This window comes from Erythrobacter sp. KY5 (genome assembly GCF_003264115.1).
Taxonomy (GTDB): Bacteria; Pseudomonadota; Alphaproteobacteria; order Sphingomonadales; family Sphingomonadaceae; genus Erythrobacter.
In genome coordinates, this window is sequence record NZ_CP021912.1 from 2,771,338 (window position 1) to 2,792,203 (window position 20,866).

General features: G+C 60.1%; 9 protein-coding genes. 2 read left to right on the forward strand and 7 right to left on the reverse strand.

The annotated features are described in order from the left end of the window. Window positions 1-36: 36 nt before the first annotated feature. Window positions 37-1,488 carry an NAD-dependent succinate-semialdehyde dehydrogenase gene (locus CD351_RS13205; RefSeq protein ID WP_111993069.1) on the forward strand — a complete coding sequence of 484 codons (1,452 nt, stop codon included), beginning with the start codon at window positions 37-39 and terminating at the stop codon, window positions 1,486-1,488. A 377-nt stretch (window positions 1,489-1,865) separates the two neighbouring features. On the opposite strand, the gene CD351_RS13210 is transcribed toward CD351_RS13205, so the two are convergent. From CD351_RS13210 to CD351_RS13240, 7 genes are all read right to left on the reverse strand, one after another. Further along, window positions 1,866-3,041 carry an alpha-hydroxy-acid oxidizing protein gene (locus tag CD351_RS13210; RefSeq protein ID WP_111993070.1) on the reverse strand — a complete coding sequence of 392 codons (1,176 nt, stop codon included), beginning with the start codon at window positions 3,039-3,041 and terminating at the stop codon, window positions 1,866-1,868. Window positions 3,042-3,124: 83 nt separating this feature from the next. Then, window positions 3,125-3,478, reverse strand: coding sequence for a thiol-disulfide oxidoreductase DCC family protein (locus CD351_RS13215; RefSeq protein WP_111993071.1), 354 nt, complete (start codon window positions 3,476-3,478; stop codon window positions 3,125-3,127). 78 nt (window positions 3,479-3,556) lie between these two features. Continuing rightward, on the reverse strand, window positions 3,557-4,291 hold the full coding sequence (locus tag CD351_RS13220; protein ID WP_162627727.1) for a hypothetical protein: 735 nt from the start codon (window positions 4,289-4,291) through the stop codon (window positions 3,557-3,559). 58 nt (window positions 4,292-4,349) lie between these two features. After that, a complete protein-coding gene (locus tag CD351_RS13225) occupies window positions 4,350-6,458 on the reverse strand; it encodes an adenylate/guanylate cyclase domain-containing protein (RefSeq protein ID WP_111993073.1) in 2,109 nt (702 codons plus the stop codon). 102 nt (window positions 6,459-6,560) lie between these two features. Next, window positions 6,561-9,623, reverse strand: a complete 3,063-nt coding sequence (locus tag CD351_RS13230) for a CHAT domain-containing protein (RefSeq protein WP_111993074.1) — start codon at window positions 9,621-9,623, stop codon at window positions 6,561-6,563. Next, entirely contained in the window at window positions 9,616-18,126 is an 8,511-nt protein-coding gene (locus CD351_RS13235; RefSeq protein ID WP_111993075.1) for a hypothetical protein, read from the reverse strand. Before CD351_RS13235 ends, CD351_RS13230 begins: the two co-directional genes overlap by 8 nt. Window position 18,127: 1 nt before the next feature. Further along, entirely contained in the window at window positions 18,128-20,029 is a 1,902-nt protein-coding gene (locus tag CD351_RS13240) for a ShlB/FhaC/HecB family hemolysin secretion/activation protein (protein WP_234027136.1), read from the reverse strand. Window positions 20,030-20,506: 477 nt separating this feature from the next. On the opposite strand from CD351_RS13240, the gene CD351_RS13245 reads away from it, so the two are divergent. Further along, window positions 20,507-20,851 (forward strand): STAS domain-containing protein, encoded by a 345-nt coding sequence (locus CD351_RS13245; protein WP_111993077.1) that lies wholly within the window; start codon window positions 20,507-20,509, stop codon window positions 20,849-20,851. The last annotated feature ends 15 nt before the right edge of the window (window positions 20,852-20,866 follow it).

Here is a 20,866-nt window from a genome sequence, read left to right on the forward strand (position 1 = left end):
CACATTGACGCGCAAGAGACAAGCAGGAGACACCGCATGACCGCCTACCCACAAGTCAAGATGTTGATCGCCGGAAATTGGGTGGCCGAAGGCGGCGACGGCGAAATGGCGATTGTGAACCCCGCTAGCGAAGAACGGATCGGCAGCGCTCCCAAAGCTTCGAAAGCGCAGCTCGATGCCGCTTTGGCAGCGGCCGATGCAGGCTTTCAGATCTGGAGCAACACGCCAGCCATTGAACGCTTCCGCGTGATCCGACGCGCTGCTGAACTGCTTCGCGAACGGGCCGAAGAAATTGCCCGCGTGATGACGCTCGAAATGGGAAAGCCGCACGCACAGGCGCTGGGCGAAACGACGGGAGCCGCTGACCTGATCGACTTCCTGGGCGAAGAGGCAAAGCGCCAGGGCGGTCGACTGGTGCCGGTGCGCTCGCACAACCTTCTTGAACAGCGGGTCACGCAAGAGCCGGTTGGACCTGCGGTGCTGCTCACGCCGTGGAACTTCCCAATCAACCTGCCGGCCAAGAAAATCGCAGGCGCGCTCGCCGCAGGATGTTCGGCAATCTTGAAGCCTGCCGAAACCACGCCTGCATGCGCGCAGATGCTGGCAGAGTGCTTTGTGGATGCCGGGCTTCCCGAAGGGGTGCTCAACCTCGTCTACGGTGACCCGGCCATGATCAGTGAGCACCTGATCGCCTCTCCCATTACTCGCAAAGTCAGCTTCACCGGCTCGACCGCGGTCGGCAAGCAGTTGGGCGCGCTCGCTGCCCAAGGCATGAAGCGCTTCACGCCTGAGCTTGGCGGCCACGCCCCTGTGGTGATCGGTGAGAGCGCTGACTTCGACCGCACCGTTGCTGCGTGCGCCGCGACCAAGTTCCGCAATGCCGGCCAGGTGTGCGTATCTCCGACGCGCTTTCTCGTCGCGCGCGGCATTTTCGACAAGTTCGTAGCCGAATTCTCGGCCCGGTCGCAGAAGCTCAAGATCGGCGATGCCAGCCAGGACGACAGCGTGGAAATGGGGCCGCTTGCTCACGCCGGACGCGTCGCCGCCATGCAGGATCTGATGGGGTCAATGGGCGGAGATCAGGGAGAGATCGTCAGCGGGGGCTCCGCTTTGGATCGCCCCGGACATTTCTTCGAGCCGACGGTGATCGCCTCCCCCTCCCCCACAAGCCGTTTGATGACCGAGGAACCCTTTGGTCCCGTGGCCGGCATTGTTCCTTACGATGATATTGAGGAGGCAGTGCGCATTGCAAACTCGCTGCGCTATGGGCTTGCCGCCTACGCTTTCACCGCCAGCCTCGATGAGAGTCACTATCTCGGCAAATCGCTGCGAGCCGGGATGGTTGCGATCAATCACTTTGCCGTCGGCTCGCCCGAGACGCCGTTTGGCGGGATCGGTGACAGCGGGTTTGGCTCGGAAAGCGGTGTGGAAGGTTATCTCGGATATACCGAAACCAAGCTGGTCACGGTCGCCAAGTCGGCGCCGTGATCCCGCGCACGGATCGATCTACTGAAAACAGTGGGCTGTGGAACTAGCGCCTGCCGACCAAGCGCCAGAGCACCGATTTCCACCTGCTGCGGCGTGGCATCGGGCGAATTCGTCCGTAACGTGCACGGCGTGAAAGCTCGTCTCCGAAACAGACTGTCCGGCCCAAGGTGTCTGGGCCCGACGAGATAATAGTCGGTCGTTCCATGCTGCGCGGTTCCCGAGTCGCGTTGTTATCGTCCCGTAAGGTAACACGATTCTGTGGAAAACTAAGTCCGAATTTGACCGATTCGGATTCTAACGTCGCGCGGACGTCAAGCGCACCAAACAGAACCGGTTTCACGAAGACTTGCAGCTGTGGCTTTTGCGACCAGCGGTGTTCAGACCGTGCGCTGAGCCCCGGCTTCGCGTACAGCCTTCAGCGTTGGATAGCCGTTCACCGCCATCAGCAAGTCTGCTTCGGCCAGGATCGATCGAAGCACCCACGCCGCGCCTTTGTCGCCGCCAATTGCCAGACCATATGTGTACGGTCGCCCGATCCCGACTGCGGTCGCGCCAAGTGCGATGGCCTTGATCGCATCGGTGCCAGACCGAACGCCGCTGTCGAACAGAACCGGCAGGTCACCGGACGCAGCGACGATGTCGGGCAACAGATCGATGGTCGAAATCCCGCCATTCGCCTGCCGTCCGCCATGGTTCGAACAGTAGATGGCATCGGCTCCATGATCGATTGCGCGCTTGGCATCATCGGGATGGCAGATGCCCTTCAGTACGATCGGCAGGTCAGTGACCGACTTGAAGAACTCCATATCGTCCCATGTCAGCACCTGCCCGAAGATACCGGCGAAGAGCATGATCGCCGCCCTCGGATCTTCCCCCGGAGGTTTTTCGAGCAAGGAGCGGAACACCGGATCCGAGAAGTAATTGTGCAGCACCTTTCCGCGCAATTGCGGGAAGTTTGACGCGTTGAGATCGCGCGGGCGCCACCCGGTGAGCCATGTGTCAAGCGTCACCACGATCGCCTTCGCACCAGACTTTTCGGCGCGTTTGATCAGGCTGGTGGCAAGCTCGCGATTGCGCGGAGTATAGAGCTGGAACATGGCAGGCGTCTCGCCGCAGGCCGGGAAAACGTCTTCCATCGGGTCGTTTGAGAGTGTCGAAACGCAAAAAGGCACGCCGGTCATCGCCGAAGCCCGAGCGGCGGCCATGTCCCCATGGCGGTCCTGGGTCGCCTCTCCATTAAGGCCAATGGGCGCCATGAAAAGCGGCGTCGGCAGATCCATTCCGAACAGATTGATCGACAGATCCCGCTCGGTGCAATCGACCATCATGCGAGGGGTCATGCCCCAGTGGTGAAACGCACTCGCATTGGTATCCTGCGTGTGCTCGTCCCCGCATCCGCCGGCGACATAATTGGTGAGCATGGGCCCGAGCGCCTCATGCGCTCGATCTTCCAGTGTTGCGAAATCAACCGGGAAATCGGGCAGGATGCCCTGCAAACCCGCATTGTAGATTTCGTTCTGCATCCCGCCGAAATTGTGCCCGGAATTGCTCATCGCGTCGGTCCTCTCCCATTCGCTCTTTCTTTGAGCGCAGGAGAGCCGATCACATGGACAGCGGCAAGTGTTTTCGTGAAGCTTCAGCTCGCCAGTTTCTGCAAGCGTGGACGGACTTTGAGGAACGCTTTGTAAAGCCTCTCCAGCAAGCGCAGCGCAATTCGGTTTCGGGCAATCAGCCCCAGCGGCCTAAAAGCAGGAATTACGCGCCACATTGCCGCGAAAGCGGCTGCCCCACTCAACACCACGCCGTTTTCCTCGGCGTGAAACCGCGCAAGCAATTCACTTTGGTCAATCGGGCATGACGCATCACTCTTGTCCGCAACATTGACGAACTCGATCGCATCCCTGCTGTCGAGCCTGCGCATCAATGCGATCTCGCGACGGCAAAGCGGGCAATCACCATCGAACCAGACTTTGACAGGCTTATTTTTCATACTTCCAGATACGCGAAAGGGCCGCGCTTGGACGCGGCCCTTCCTTCGTGCAATCACCTTTCAGGTGGCGGCGATTGATCAGCGCGAAGCTTCTGCCTCGGCCACATCAGCCAGCAGTGCAAGCTGATTGGTGCAGCCACGCTCTGCAAGCGCCTGAGCCACCTGGAGGCCGGTGAGGGCATCCTGCGGCATCAGGGCGAAGGTTACGTTGACCGACTGCGGCGCAGACTGACCTGCGGCAGGATTTTCCGCCATGGCATCTTCGGCTGCGCCTTCACCATCCATCTCCGGCGAAGTCGGTCCACTGATTGTGAAAGCCGCTCCGCTTGAAAGCGTCAGGATTGCCGGGTCGAGAGCACGAATGGCTTCGGTACCAGCGAAAGTCACGTCGAGCGAATTTGCGCTCGTGGAATTGGTCACGGTGTAAGTCTGCGCTTCTTCGGCAGTCGGACGCCACAGGCGAACACGCTCGAAATCGTAGAGGCAGGTCGTACCCTCGGACGTTACGTCGACCAGCCATAGGTTGGGACGCTGCGGCGTGCCTTCGCCAGCGCTCCGCACTGCCCCAGTGCGTGACCGCGATGATGCATTGCGCCGGGTGAGGTTTGAGAAACGCGCTCTTTGACGGGTCGCGCCCTCGCCAACACGGAAAGTGCCAGGCCCCTGCATGACTTTCGTACCGTCGTCGGTAAGAACGGTGATCTTGTCACCGGCACGCAAGGTGATCGTCGCGCTGTCAGCAACCTGGCGCCCAACCGGGTAACTTCCGGCCGACGGGCCCGAGGATTTCACAACAACACCGGCGCTTGCCACGCCAGGAATCGACAGTACCGCGCCCGCGAGCGCGAGACCCGCGAGGCGGGCCTTACATTTATCCGAGAACATATGCTCCCCCATCATTCAAATTTCGAATGCGATTGCTGTAATTTTGTAGCGCCAAATCGTCAGGATGGCCAGCAAGCACTTCATCGATAAGTTTGGCTGCTAATTCAGGATCAGTGTCTGAAACCTGAACAACCTCTTCAAGTTTGCGGCGATCTTCTTCCGGAAATCCGGGTTTGGGGTGGTAAATGTCCACCGGCCGCGCACGGCCACGCAAAACGATCCGCCCCATCGGCACCCACCAGTCGGGATTTGACTTCTCGATGAACTCGCGACTTGCGGAAACGTTTGAATCAAGAGGTTTGTTCGCCGCCTCCAGCCTTGCAGCGGTGTTCATCGAATCGCCGAGTGCGGTGTACTGGATGCGCATATCACCGCCGAAGTTGCCGACAACTGCCTCTCCATAATGCAGGCCCACGCGGGTCTTGCCGATCTTTGGCAGATCGGGATCCATCGCTGCGACCTCTTCGCGAAAATCTTCTCCCGCTTTCCACATCGCATAACCTGCCTCAAGCGCACGCTGCGCATCGTCAGATCGTGCGATCGGCGCGCCCCAGAAAGCGACAACGGCGTCGCCCACATATTTGTCGATCACGCCGCCATGCTCGAGCACGACGTTGCTCAGCATTTCGAGGTATCGGTTGAGCAGTTTCGCGACCATTTCCGGCTGGATCGCGTGGCTCATCTTGGTGAAGCCCTCGAGATCGCTGAACAACACGTAAATTTCGCGCTTTTCGCCACCGAGCGAGAGAAGCTCTGGCTCATCGATGATTTGCTGGGCGATATCCTTGGGGATGTATTTTCCAAGCGCCCCTTGCGCGAAACTTCGCTGGGCGGCGCCCGCCGATCTGGCGGCTGCGGTCACAGCGGTAAACGCGACGATCCACCCCACCAGCCAGCCCACAGCAGGCAAGCCGTAAGTATCGACGCTCTGGAAATGCAGGACGAACGGGATGCCAATAAACAATCCCGCCAACCCGAATAGCAACGGCACCAGCTTCTTGGCCGGCCATTCAAGCAAGGCGGTGAGCACTGCGGTCGAGACGACCAGAATAGCCATCGCCCAAAGCATCCATACGGGCACTTGTGTCAGGCGCTTTCCATCAAGCATCTGCGCGATAAGCTCACCGTGAACGGACAATCCGGCAGGCTCGAAACCGGTCCATGCGTAGAGCGAGGTGACGACACGGTCATAGTCGAGGATGTCGCCGCCGATGAGAACATATTTCCCCTCGATCTGTTGCGCGACGAACTCCGCTACCGCCGGGTCCATATCGAGGAACAGCTCAATCGAAATTGACTGGAACAGGGGCTCTTCGACGACAGAATCTGAGGTTATCTCACCCTCGCCACCTTCGAAGTCGGCGCGAAGCGGGCGGCGATACTCAATTGCCCCTTCGTACCCTTCGAAAGCCTCGTACGGGCCGCCTGCATCTTCGAGCATCGCACGCCCGAGAAGCGGCGGTAGCGTCGGCACGATGTCGGGCCAGACGCGCGTCGCACCGAACTCATCATCCAGCCGGATGCTCGCGCGGCGTGCGTTGGTGCCGCCCTCCTCAATTGCCGCCATGAAATCATCGAGAAACAGCTGCTGCTCGAAGGCAATGTCAGCTTCATTCGTTGCGACCGTCGCGTAGGCCACCGATGTCGGCGTCTGCATTGCGCGCAGCGTTTCGACAAGGTCGATGTCTTCGGCCTGAGGCTGATCGAACAGAATATCAATCCCGATCGCCTTGGCGCCCATGCCGTCGAGGTTGCGCAAAGCCTCAGCTATCGCGCCGCGCGGCAGAGGCGAACGCTTCTCAAGGTTGATAAGCGCCTGATCGTTGAACACGACCAGGATGATGCGTTCGTCCTGCTCCACAAGGTCTGCCGAGAGATAGGCGCGCGTATCGTAGAGGGCTCTTTCCGCATCGTTGGTGATTGGCGTTGGCTCTTCTCCACCAGGCAAGACCCAGCTGTAGCGAGCGATAAACAGTGCAAGCAGCACCAGAACCACGGTCGAGGCGAGCTGGACCGTTCCGGCTTCGCGCACGCTGCGCCAGCCTTTGGCGATAAAGCCGCCGCGCTTGTTGGTCCTGTCGGTTTCTTCGCTCATTGCCCGCCCCTGTTATCACGGCGCAACAAAGCCGGATTGCATGGCGCGTGCAAGTCCGGCGCCATGCGTATTCCCACTAAATAGTGCCGCTTACCAAAGCGTTTAGCGAGCAACCCGAACCGAACCGTCGCCGACGACCGCGAAGGCCGACCAATAGAACGGATGCGAGGTTTCAAGATCATCCATCAGACCCAGCTGAGAGCGCCGCAGCGCCTCGGCAGTTTCGGCACCGTCACCTTCGAACAGACCCGAGATAAGCCGTTTGGTTGCGTCGAAATCGTCTGGCACCGGCCAGTGACTGGCAAGCACGGTCCGGCCACCTGCGCCAACAAAAGCGCGGACCAGCCCGTCGAGCGCAAAGTCGCCGCCCGAAGTGATCCCGGCCTCAAGCGTCGCACCTACCGTTGCGCTTCCGGCGGTGTCACATGCCGAAAGGATCACGAGGTCAGCGTCGATGCGCAGCCCGAAAATTTCCGCAAAGGTCAAAAGCCCATCCGAATTGTCGTCTCCGAAAGACGTCAGAAGCGCGGGGCGCGGCGGACATTCAGGCTGAGGCGCGGTGACAAGGCCGTGCGTCGCAAAGTGCAGGATGCGATACTCGGCAAGGTCCTCTCGATTTTTGATCCGGGTGTCGGTGAAGACATCCTTAGTCAGAACATCGGCCCGCCCCGATTGATCGCCCCCGAACCTTGCAGCCGCGTCGTACAATTCGTCAGACGAAATCGGGTTCGACCAGATGGCTTCGGACCACAGGCAATTGTCGCCGCCAGCAAGGGCCGAACGTGTGCCCGTCGAGACACTGGGCGTGTCGCTGATCGGCGTGTTTTCACCTAGACCGAGATAGGACTTGCTCGCCGTGCTGCTGGGCGCTGCGCGAACGTCGCGGAACGCGGTGGGAGCAACTGCAGTGGATATCTGCGAATTGCGTCCGAGCCAGGCAACACCGCGGAAATCGAACTCGTCGCCCTCCGGTCCGGCGAGCTGCTCATTATAGCGTTCGACGCTCTCGTCATCGGTGACGAGCAGGTTGATCGGCAACTTGAGCAAGGCGCCATCGGGTTCGAACACGATGTGTTTCTTGCTCGGCAGGCGATCGGCCACTGGCGAGAACAATCGCTTGTAAAGGTCGCGGGAAGTTTCCAGTTCGAACGGAAGCGTAAGAACCTGTCCACCTTCCGCAATCGCAATGCTTTCGCGCAATCTGAGCACGATATCGTCGAGCTCGGCCGGTGTCGCATCGATACGATACGCCAACGATTCTGCCGGGGTGATATAGATCATGTACGCTTCTTCATCGAGCGCGATCATCTTCACGTATGCTTCGTCATCGCGCAGGATTTCCTGCATCCCGGCAAGGTTGATAGCCCCGCTCGATACCGCCCTGAAGCGAGGGTATTCGGCGAGCTTTTGAAGCACTTCGGCCTGTTGCTCCAGCAGCGATTCAAGGCGTGTCTGACGATCAGCCAGAGCTCCTGCTGCCTGCGGATTGATCTGTGCCTCACCCTCGATCTCGACAATCGAAGCGCGAAGACGCTGGATCGAGCGACCGAGATTGACGCTGCGACGGAAAAGGAGAGACGCCTCGTCGCTGCCGCCTGAAAGCTCGCGCGCGAGAACCGCCTGCGTCTGGGCAAGGCCCGGACGAAGCAGCAGCTGGCTCGCTGCAAACATGTCATCGGCAGCAGACGCGCTCGCACCATCGGCAAGCAGCAATCCGAAATAGTTGGACATGTAGCTGCGCAGTGAAGGAGCGGGACGCCCCTCCGCCTCGGCCACGATCCCGCGATAAAGATCGATGGCTTCACTTTCGCGACCATTGCGCGAGTAGAAGCCCGCCAGCTGGGCCTGCGCGCTATAGAGCGCGGGCGAGTCAGGATAGGAGAAGGAAAGCAGCGATATGCCTTGCTGGTGCAGCAGCTCGGCATCACCGCCCTGGCCGGAAGCTTCAGCCAGCTCGGCAAGCTCACTAAGCACCTGAGCACGCAACCAGACGATCGAGTTGATGCGACCATCGCGCACTTCGGCGAGCGTGGTGTTGGCGCGATTGAGATTGTTGGTGGCCGCTGCGTTATTGCCGACGAGTCGCAAGCCGGTGGCGCGCAGATAATCGGCCTGACCATCGAGCAGCTGCGCACGTTCGAGAGGAGTCAGCGATTCCGACAAGGTGGCCCCGCCGACGCTCTCACTCTCTGCGGCAAGGCGGCGCGCCATTGCCGGTCCGATCTGCAAGCTTCGCAGAGCATTCGTATCGCCGAACTCGGTCGCAAGCGGTCGATTGAGAATATCGATCGCTCGGCCCGGTTCGCTCTGATTGAGCGCGTCGATGGCTTCGTAATTGCGCAGGAGGCGGGCCAATACCGGACTGGTCGTCGCAGAGGGGCGGGTCTGGTCGAACCGGCGCTTTGCCTCTGCGAAGTTGCCGAGGTTCGACTGGAGCAGACCTTCGTTCAGGCGTGCCTCGATCTCGCCATTGCCGCTCAACACTTCTGCAGATGCGGAGAAGAATTCGGCAGCTTCTGCAAACTCGCCTGCATTGGCGCGGCGATAGGCTTCGACAAGCGCCTGATCCGCGGTGATGGATTCCGCCTGTTGGCGAATAAATGCCAGCGAATCCGTCGTCTGCGTGAGTGGAATGTCGACAGTGCCCGGAACGATCTGGTCTGTGGCGAGCGATGCCACTCCCAGCTCAAGCGCGGTGCCATAGGCCGACAAGCCTGTCGCGGCATAGGTTCGATTGCCGACTTCGCCGACCAGCAGCTCGGTACGGATGATGCTGCCCTCGCGGCTGCATACCAACCGCTTCCCGTCTGAAAGCCCGGTTGGCATCTGGGCCGCTTCACGTTCGACGCAATTGGCTCCGGGTCCGATGAAGCGGGTCGCCGCCTCGTCTGCAAGGCGACCACGCACCACCCACAAGGTTCCGATCGAGGCGGCGGCATCGCGGCAGAGGACATTGTACTTGCGATCGAACAGCCCAGCCCCAGCCTCTGGCGCCTGTATTTGTGCTTCGCACAGTCCGTTCGATCCAACCGGGAAAGTGTCGCGCAGGCTGATAGAGCGCTGCTGAGCCGTCTGGGTGGTGCCGGGAACCGCCCAGAATGCGGCGGCGCCGACCGCGACTGCGCTACATATCGAAAGCAGTGATTTCAATGGCTTGTTAGTCATTTGGATTGCCTTCTACTTGGACATTGCCGCTTGCACCCTGACCATAGAGCGAGCTGTCGCCGCCCGATGCGACCGGATCCTCGATGTCCGATTCCTCTTCAAGCTCTTCGGATTCCACGAGGCCCGGGAAGTCGATGCCGAACTCGTCATTGCTTTCCTGCTCGGTCGCAACGATGGGCTGAGCGGCCTGGATCGGTGCTGCAATAACCGCCGGGTTGTTGATCGGAGGCGCTTCCTCGATCGGAGGCGGCGGGGGCGGAGGCGGTGGCGGCGGCGGTGGCGGTGGCGGCGGTGTTTCGCCTCCAGCGCACCCATTCAGGATGCTGCAATTGTTGAACATCGCCGCCTCGGCAAAGCGCGAAGCCAGGGTTGCCGGATCGCCGAAGTTTACCTCGTCATAAAAGGCATTGCCGGTGATCCTGCCACCATCGCTGGTGACGCGGCTTCCGTATGCGAACACATTGATCGGATCGCCGGTACCAGGCCCGGAGACGCTGTCAGCGCCTCTGACCTCGAAGAAGAAGAACGGCGTGCGATCGCCGAAGCTTGTTTCACCACTGCCCTGGAAAGGATCGTTGATGTTGTCTCCGGCAAAGTTCGCGAAGACCGAAACCGATGCGGTGTAATCACCGGGCGGGACAGTCTGTTCAAGAAGCGTATCGAAACGCGAACCCGTGACCGGATCGGCAGGCACGCCTTCACCATCATCGTTCTGGCCGATGAGGTCTCCATTGGGTCCGAACAGCGCCAGGATAGGATCGAAGCCGCCCGAAGGCACGACGGTCCCATCACCAGCCGTACCACCAGCATAGCTGAAGGTGCGAAGAGTGATGTTGGACGAATCTGCGGTGGTGAACTCAAAGAACAGAACTTCGTCAGGCGTGCTTAGCGTGCCTGAGAAGGTAAACACCTCCTGCCCACTCAGCGTAATGGTCGTGGTCATCTGACCGATCAGAAGCCCGCCATCACCCACCAGGATACCGCCCGGCGCCTCGTTGGTGCCGGTGTTCTGGATGAGAATGTTCTCGCCAGCGACGACTGCCACCGAATTGGCTCGGATGTAGCCGTCTGCATCCAGCGTACCGTCATTGCTGTTCAGCGCTTCGGCAAGCCCGGCAAACTGCGGATCCTCGGCAATCTGGGCTGCGAGGTCAGCAACTGCCGCCACGATGGTCTGCGATGACAGACTGAGCGATCCGGCTAGGTTCCCATCGGGACCGGTGATGCTGATGCCACCGGTTGGAATGATCACCTCAAGCGCCCTGCCAGCATTGATCCGCAACCGATCGGTTGCAGCCGCGCTGATCATCTGGACCTGGCCAACAACGCGAATGGCGCCGGGCGTCGTGATTGACAGGCTCGTTACGCCTTCGTCTAGCGAGCCGAAGACGGTGAGGTCACCAATCAGAAGGTCGGGCAAGGAACCGCTCTGCGCGGTTACCACCGGCGCGGTAAAGGATGCCGTACCCGCCTCGATCCGCGCGGCCTCCGCCTGGCTCAGCGTATAGCCGAATGGGGTCGATGGATCAGGTGAAGGAAGTTCGCCGACAAGCGCCGGTGCATCCTGATTGGTCGATACAAGGTTGAAGCTGGTTCCGCCTATCCGCGCACCTTCGTTGATCTCGATATCGTTCGAAGACAGCAGGACCGAACGACCACCGAAGCCGATGAAATCGTCATTGTCGCCGAAGAAGCTGAGCGTGCCCTGCGTGAAAATGTCGATATCGGCATTTGGCTCTGATACGCTCGGTCCACCGATGATGCTCGAATTGCCAGTCGTGACGCTGAAGCTGTCGAGAACGTCAATGAAGAGACTCTCGCTTATCAGGATGCTTCCGCCAGTCGCGACAATCGAGGACTGACCGCCTTCGCCCTGAGCGACGTCTCCCAGAGCAGTACCTGAAAGATTCTGGACTGATAGCTGCCCGTTCAAAACCCGAATTCGGAATTCGCCGGGCTCGTTGAACGGCTCGTCAGGTGCGATGAATGAGCCACCCGATGCATCCGCAGCGATGGTCAGTTCGCCGATATTGACGTTCGATGAGCCCGAGAACTCAGGCGAACCCACTGTGAATTCGATCTCTCCGCCCTCTGCCAGTCCGCCAACGGAAGACTGTGCGCTTGCGGAGAGTTCAAGCGAGCTAAGTACGGCGTTGGTCGAGCCGAAGAACTCAGCGTCAGCCGACCCTTCGCCTACGTTCCCGCCCACGATTGCTTCGTTGGGCTGACCTGTGACCGGATCAATCGGGGCAACACCGGTCGAATCGGCTGTTATGCTGACAGTGCCCCCGGACAGGTCTGTATTGATAGCAGTCAGCCTCGAGCTACCGCTGGCAGCGCGGCCAATTTCCTCGGCGCCAACCCCGCCCGCCCCGTTCGTGCTTAGTTCGAAAGATGCACCAAGGCCAACGGTAGAATTTGTAAAGGTCGCGCTGGCTCTGCCACCCTCGCCCTCACCGCCGACAATGCCGCGCCCGCCGGTGCCGGTTGCGCTAACTGAGCTGTCACCGGTGAAATTTGCCTGCGAGCCAGAAAGCGAAATGTCGATCTGACCACCCGATGCATTACCGCCGTCTGCGGTCGGATCAGTGTCATCGTCGCCGCTGTCACCGCCGACGGCATTGGCGGAGAACATCAGCCCTGCAACGTTGAGGATCGAGTCGATCATGCTGAAGTCAATCGTCCCGGCCACAGCGTTACCGGGATTTCCGGCGCCGCCGGTGGCGTTTGCGCTCATCACCAGCAAGCCAGCTTGCGTCGTGGAGCTAGCGATTGAAACATTAGACCCGGAAAGAGTTAAACCGACGCTCCCTCCGGCCGCATCTCCGCCGAATACGCCAGACCCACCGGTCGCATTTGCGGAAAAGCTGTTGAACGTACCAGGAATGGTGATCGGCGTTTGCTGACCAGTCGGATCAAAGTCGAAGCCGGTTGTGTCAGGTTGGGTTGCCAATTGCAGATCAGACCCACTGATGTCGGCCGTTATCGTACCGCCCGTAGCTGATCCGCCTTGGCCAATCATTGCATCGGACGCAGATCCGCCGATAGCATCAGCGTTGACCAGGATCGCGCCGCGGCCGGTAATGTCTGTGCCTGAGATAGCTACAGTTACGTTTGCGCCGATCGCATCGCCACCTGCCTCAATTCCCTCACCGCCAATTGTTGGGCCAGAGATGAGGAGCTCGGCAATGCCGTCAGAGTTAGCAATGAAGTTGATGACACTGTCCGTGATCTCGACCGTAGCCTCACCCCCGGTCGCATCACCGCCGGTCGAGCCCGTTCCGCCAGCGTTTTGAACTGGCATAACGTTGCGACCAACAAAATTGACCGTTGCGTTATCGACGAGAAGTGAAGCGCTTCCTCCCGAAGCGTTTCCGCCAGTCCCTGAGCCGAAACCGCCACCGCCTTGACCGCCGCTCGTCCCTGCGAACAGCTCGATGGTGAGTTCGCCGCCGTTAGTGACACTGATGTTGCGATCGCCGCCGACCGCATCACCACCTGAGACGTTGAAGCCGTTGTCGAAGAACTGGCCTCCAGAGCTGAATACAGACAGAAAAACCCGTCCGGCATCCACCGTGCCGCCTTCCACTTCGATCAAGCCCAGTCCGCCGAAACCGGCGCCGCTTGTCCCGCCATCGACTCTCGCTTCGCCACCGAACCCGCGTGCCGTGATCGCATTGCCGAATGGCGCTGCAGGGTCTGATGAGAGAGTGATCGAACCACCGCTGGCGGCAGAAAGAATTGCTTCGCCGCCCGTTCCTGAACCGCCAATTCCGGTTCCACCAGTCGCGATACCGCCTTGGCCATTCGCTCCGAGGATCGAACTTGCAGAGCTTCCGCCCATATTCATATTTGCATTCAGGACGGTGACCTGGCTGCCTGCATCGGTGCTAATCAACTCGGCAAGCCCGCCGATACCTGCACCACCCGCTGTGGATACGCCGGAACCGCCTGTGCCGTTGGCAGCGACCAGAAGGCTGCCGATCGAAATAGTTCCCCCTGCCTGAGCCTGTACGAACGCTCTCCCGCCAGTTCCGACACCGCCGGCAAAGTTCACACTGCCATCCCCACCGAAGCCGTCTGCGACTACGCGGGCATTGCCTACGATGTTGCCGGTCCCCGCTGAAGCGGTGAACACCGCAAGATCAGCAACTCCGCCCGTACCATCGCCGCCATCACCGTTCGCTGATGATCCGCCGATGCCGCTGGAGTCGAGTAATACATCTCCGGTGACCGTGGTGGCCCCGCCCTGGAAACCCATGAAGCTTTGACCGCCTAGACCGGCGCCACCTACTCCGTTTTCGCTAAAGCCACCTTGCCCGATTGCGAGCGCCGTCAGGCTTGCGATGTTGATTGTGCCGCCGTCGGTGGTGTTGGTGAATACGCCGACACGCTCACCGCCAGTGCCGTCACCTCCGACCGCGCCGTCGCCCCCGGTTCCGTCGCCCGACGCGAACACGTCGGTCGCGGTAAAGCTGCCACCTTGCGTGGACGCGAGCGCGCGATTGCCGGTCCCGTCGCCACCATTGCCTCGGGGATCGGTTGTCGAACCGCCGAAGCCACCTGCGCCGCCAAGTCCGATGGCAGTGACGGTTACGGTGCCGAGTTGGATTGAGCCGTTTCCGACCAGCGGCGACGGAGCAAGGAAAGAGACTGTGCCAACATTGGCATCGCCGCCCAGCCCGTCACCACCAGCGCCGCCAGCCTGGTCAGGACCTCCATTGCCCCCGGCACCACCGATACCATCGGCACTAACCGTAGATGCTCCCGAAATAGTGACGAAGCCATTGTCGCTTCCGGCCGCAATGCGGGCAAAGCTCACCTCGTTGTCATCGCCAGCCAAGACAAAGTCGAAGTTTCCGCCAAAGCCATCACCGCCGCGACCGGCTGCGATGGTGTTACCATCGCCATTACCGCCGATACCGCCAAAACCGTTCGAAAACGCGCCTGCCTCGCCGCCGATTGTCAGGCGTGCAGCTAGCGTTTCTGAGCCGATCGCCGCGATGTTTGCCTGGCCAGCCTGGCCGTCACCGCCGCGTCCACCTGCTCCTATTGCAGCACCACCGCGTGCGTCTGAATTGACGAAGAGATTTCCACCGACAGTTGCCTCGGCCCCGCCCTCAACGATGAACGCGGCCATGCCAGCGAACGCATCGCCGCCGTCGAAGCCGACGCCGCCCATGGCAAAGGCAAGCGTGTCATAGTCACCGGTCAGTTCAAAGACCGCACCGTTCTCCAGCAGCGTAACGGATTCGCCAGCAATGCCGGTGCCGCCTTTACCGGTGCCATTGTTCACGCCGCCATTGCCGTCGGCCTGCATGTTGATGTTGCCGTCAATAAGGACAGTGCTGAGGCCCTGAATCTCGATCCGGGAATCGCCGCCCTCGGCTACGGCGCCAAGAGTGCTTGACACACCAGCCCCGGAAAAGCCGGTCGAATCCAGCCTGACATTACCGTTGATGGTGAGCAGGTTACCTTCGTCGCTCAGGCCTTCGCCATCGACGCGGATATCCGCATTTCCGCCATTGCCAGATCCGCCCTCGCCAGTTGTGCTGCTGCCGCCGAAGCCAAAGCCTTGAAGCAGGACGTCGCCATTGATGGTCACATCGGCAACATTGGACAATTCGATCGTAGCGCCGCCGCCGCTGCCAAGGCCAGACGCGGCAACACCGGTGCCTCCTCGAGCGTCTGAGAGCGCTGTCAGTGAGGCAATGGTCGCCGATCCGCCGGAGCTGACTGACAACACTGAATCGCCACCCAAGGCTTCTCCGCCGTTATTGCCGACACCGCCGTCGGCGCCAGAAACAAGCAAGACGTCGTCGGCAACCGCGCTGCCCGCACGTGAACTGAACACGGCGGCGCCGCCTTCAGCATTACCGCCATTGCCATTCAAAAATCCGGGCGATTGGGGAGCCCCGATGCCGCCATTTCCACCTCGAGCAGACGCGTCGACTTCCATAAGACCGAAATTGGCTGAGCCGAGACCGACCGAGCCATCTCCGAGCAGGAAGACCAGGCCAACCTGAGCAAGGCCACCATAGGCATCGCCACCGATCCCGCCATCTCGGAATTCTACGCCATCTCCGCCGTTGCCTCCGATTGCCGACGCACTGGCTCTGGAAACGCCGCCAACGGTAATAGTACCGTTATCTCCGCCCGCCAGAATGAATGCGCCGTTGTTTGGGACATTCTGCGGATCGGCCTGGTTGGGGGTTACAAATTGCCCGCCGAACCCGCGACCGCCATTGCCAGCAGGCGCGTCGGACGACCCGTCGCCGCCATTGCCACCTTCCCCATTGGAAGTGGCCGTTGCATCGCCTGCGATGGTGAGGCTGGCTGTGCCGGTCAGGGTCCCTGTTGCTTGCAGGAAGGCGTTGCCACCCTCGCCGATACCGCCATCGCCACCGGTTTCGGTAGCGTCGCCACCAAATCCGCTGGCGTTTGCCAAGGCATTGCCCCCGACATTGATGGTTCCAACGTCGACACGCAGGCCAGCAAAGCCGCCGAAACCGTCTCCACCTTCCGACCCATCTCCGCCGACTGCGGTCGCGAGTGCGCGGAAATCGCCTGCAACGTTGACCGTGCCGCCCTGATCCATAAACACCAGTGCGCCGCCGCCGAGCGCCTGTCCGCCAACCTCGAAACCTTCGCCAATCACAATCGCATTGGCGAGCAGGCTGAGATCGCCCTGGAAGTCGATAGTGTTGATGGCGCCGACAGCGACCCGCGCCAGTCCTGCGTCAGCTACACCGAAATCACCGGACTCGGCACCAGCGTTCACTACGGCATTGCCAGTCACTGTGATCGCGCCATCGTCCACAATGGCGATCTCAGCAAATCCGCCAAAGACGTTGGCAGGGCTGCCTGCGCGGGAAATTCCTGCCGCATCGACCAGCAGTTCTGCACCAAATGTAATCTGGCCTCCGCTCGCGACAAAGACCTGCGCCGTGCCACCTGCTACGTCACCGCTGATATCGAGCACACCAAACAACGGATCGAATGCCAAGGCACCAAGAGTCGCATTGCCAGCGATGTTTACCGAGCCACCATTCGATGCGATTTGTGCGGTTCCCGCGCTGGCCACGCCAGCAACATTGGTTGCTCCGTCGCGCCCGGCAAAAGCGCTTGCCAACACGCTCGCGGTTCCGGCGATGTTGACGGCTCCGCCATTGAAGCCGTCGATGAAGGCATTTCCGGCAACCGCATCGAGCAGTGCCGCATCGATATCATCGCCATTTACACCATAGGCGCGCGTGTCGACGACAACGCTTCCGAGAATATCGAACGTAAAGCCATTATTCGACGTGAGTTCCGAGCGATTGCGGCCATACATGACCAGATCACCGGCAATCGAGCTATCTGCAATGTTAGTTGTGATCTGAACCAGATCATTCGCAACCGCGAAAACCGAACTGGTCGCCTCAAACCCTTCCATGAAAATGCTGCCAGAAGTCGGGGTCAGCTCGGTGTTGCCGACAAAGCTGGTATCAATTCCATTCGCAATGCTGTCGCCAGCAACGCTCCGCCCGCTTACATCATAATTCGCCGAAAGAATGATCTCGCCATTCACGATCGCTGCGCTTGCGGCCGGATCGAAGCCGAGATTTCCGCTGAACAGCAGCGAAATCGGATCGGTCTGCGCGGCAGCGACAGCGTAGATTAGGTGGTTGTCGCCAGTTAGACCCGAGCTCGACGGACCGCCGACATTGCCGTCGAAAACGATCGCGTTCGCGACGGTGGTCCCGGTCGGGATCTGGATGTCGAACAAGCCGTTCGACACTGTAATATTTACTGCCTCGCCAGCGACGAATGCCTGGCTGCCATTGATGTTCGAGGTGCCGAACATCTGGATTTCGGCTGCGGTGACCGCGAAGTATGAGTTTTCCGCGCTTGCTGTGATTGTCGCGCCGGGATTGATCTGAATCCGTGCTGTCGTCGGCGTCCCGCCCATCTGGAGCTGGCCGCCTTGAAGAGCAAAATCGTCAAAACTGGCCAGATCGATATCGAGCGTCGTGAGAATCAGATTCCCGACGTCAAACACGGCGTTGTCACCAATCAGCAGACCGGTCGGAGAATAGAAGGCTACCGTGCCGCCAACGCTCTGCGGGATGCCTTGTCCATCCACGAGCCGCGAAATCACGGTCCCATCGATGACTGTGATGTTGCCATTGTCCGAAGGAAGTATTCGGTTCAACACCGCGAAATCGGATATCAGCGGATCGTTCTGAAACGTGACGTCATTTCCGTTCGGAAGAAAGGTCAGCGCATCGCCAGTATCTGTTTGCAGCGGGGTCCAGTCGATCACCGCCGTTCGGGTGGCAATCTCGATCGTCTCGCTGTTAGAACCGGTGAATATCCTGTTTCCGGAGCCTGATACGAAGGCCTCGGTCGCTTGAATCGCCTGAGCACTTGCCACGTTGGGCGTCGCCAGCATACCCATGGCCATAGCCGCGGAGCCGCAGCCGATCAGAAGTTTCGAGCGGTTGTGGTTCAGATGAGCCATCTTAGTATCTCCACGGGAAAAGTCGGGCGGTTACGCTGAACATGAAACGGACATCGCCTCGCTGCGGCGAAAGATCAGGCCGTTCGAGCGGAACCGCGACAAAGGCGTCAGCTTGGATCTTGGAGCCCCATGCAGCGCGCACGCCGCCGCCAGCGGACCAAAGCCGATCAGGATTGAGCGGCCTGCGACTGGGATCTTCATTCCAGGCGTAAGCGACGTCTGTGAAAACGTAAGGTTGGTAAGCGATCGCTTCTGGGCCAGCGGGCGCGAGCGTGCCGTAACTGACCTGGAACGAGGCCGCGACACCGCTATCGCCCAATACCGCGCCTGGATCGTATCCGCGACCGATTGAGAAACTGCCTGCAGCAAACTCTTCAAAGGCTGGCAGCGGGTCGTCGGAATATTGCGCGAAAGTCTCCAGCGAGAACGTCACCATCGGATCAGGACGGAATTCCAGCGCGCCGTCATATCGGAAGAGCAGCGGCTCTGGATCGGCCTCGATGCGGCTGGGCGGGATCGAGCCGCCGGTGGTGCAGGCGAGCGGGTTTGCCCGGCAATCCGGGCTCGTCTCGAACACGTCGAGACCTTTGCGAACCTCGAAGCCCCAGCGATAACGCCAGCGTGGTTCGAACGGCGAATAGCCGTCGATGCGCTGGATGCTGCCCTCATCGGTGCGCTCGCCCGAAATCCGGGCGAAAAGCGTGCGAACCCTGTCGGTCGACAGGGCGAAATTGTTGACGTCGACTTCCTGATTGACGAGATCGAATCCGCCCGAGGCAAAGATGCTCGACTGGCGGGAACGCATCAAAGGATACGTTGCGAAAATTCCTGCGAGGAAAGTCTCCGAATCCACATCGAAGTTCGGCAAGCCGACATCAGGATCGGTCACGCTGTAAGTAAGATTCACACCGAGCCGCAGGCCCTCTCCACCGACGGCGAAGTCGTGGCCGAATTGATAGGTCTGCTGCTCCGTAAACTCTAGTGTCGAATAGGCGGCAATAGACGTGCGATCGCCCAGCCCCGTGATGTCGTAAATCTCGCCTCGCACCAGTCCGCCAAAGCGACCGATGGCTGTCGAGCCAAAGTTTTGGACGTTTACATCGATGATCCCGCGCTGGCGCACGACAGCGATTTCACCCAGAAGATCCCCAGGCGCACCGCCTGCCGCTGGCCTTAGCGACAGACGCACCGCGACGCCGGGCAAATCGTCAGCCAATAGCAGGTATCGCTCGGCGTCCTGCGTGTTGAAGACCGGCTGGTCTGTCAGCTTTTCGAGATAGGCAGCAACCAGCGCTTCGGAAGGCCCCGCATCGCCGCGCACGCGGACACCGGTCAGCCGACCAAACACCACACCGAAATCGGCCACCCCATCGCTGAGGTTCTGCTCAGGAATTTCGACTGTTGCGAGGTACCCCTGGGAGCGCAGGATTGAGTTGGCTTGGGCGCGAATGTCGCACAGCACCGCAAGCGGAAGCTCGCGGCCAAGATAGCCTTCATAGGCTTCCGCGAGCGAGAGGCCAGGGACCTTTTCGAGCCCCGAGAACTGAACGCCGGACAGCGTCAGCGTGATGTCTGAATACTCCTCGCGGTCGAGGACGCAGGGCGAGCGCTCAAGGTCACCGTCGATGGTCAGCGTGACGCTGCGATCCTCACGGCGAAACTCCGGCGGCGTCAACTGGTTTCGCGGCGGCGGCGTGGTGACCGGCGGCAGTTGCGCACCGGGCGTCGTCTGAGCAAACGCCGCGTCGGACGGAACGATTGATATCGCTGTGATCGCGAGCGCCGATACCGAACCGGCAACCCAGCGGCGCCTCGAACCGGTTCGCCCCTCAATCACACACGGCGAAGGATCAGTATCCGATGAAAATCGGACAAAACTCGACAATTGATCAAGTGCTGACAAACGTGCCCCCATCTCTGTCCCCATGCAGCGCTCGAAAGCGCTTCGAAGCAGATATTGCGCTTCGACGAACTCGCGAAATAGGCCTGAAACGACTTTTGTCTGTCTTCAGGCATCGCAGGTTGGGCGACCCGTTTGTTCAGGCAGTGATACCCACTTCACGCCTGAAAACAAGGGTATGAGCAACGATAGGTAGGGGAAATTGCTAAGTTGTCGTGTTTTCACAAGTTCTGGCAGGAGATTGGCGAGCGAGCCTTCGAAATCCGCAAGCAATGAGTGATTCTGCATGACTGAAATGAAAGGGAAAATTTACTTTCTACTGGTTGGGTGGTCGCGTCCCCCCACAAGGTCGCAAAACAAGGCAGAAGAAGAGTGCACAACATAGCCACAATAGCGCCGGTCCTCGGAGCTTATGACGCAAGCCACGCGCGCAATCGCGCAGCATTTGGCAATCGGGTTAAGCCGCGCTATGCAACTCGAATGACAGGCGCACAACTCGACTGGAAAACCGAAGAACGTGGCGGCGCTAGTATCATCGCGGCTTCGGGACGGATCGACGAATCGACCGCAGACGACTTTCGGACCAATCTGATCGAACATGTGAAAGCGGCACCTGCGAATGCCGTCATCGACCTTGCAGGTATCGAGTACATGTCATCGCGCGGCCTTCGCGCCCTGACCCTTGCTCAGCGTGCGGGCCAGGAAACAGGCACCACAATCGTGCTTGCCAGACCGAATGAAACCATGCGAGAAATCTTGGCGATAAGTCGCTACGACATGGTTTTCCGAGTTGCTGATACGATTGAGGACGCAATCGGACACTAAGAATGCATAAGGGGG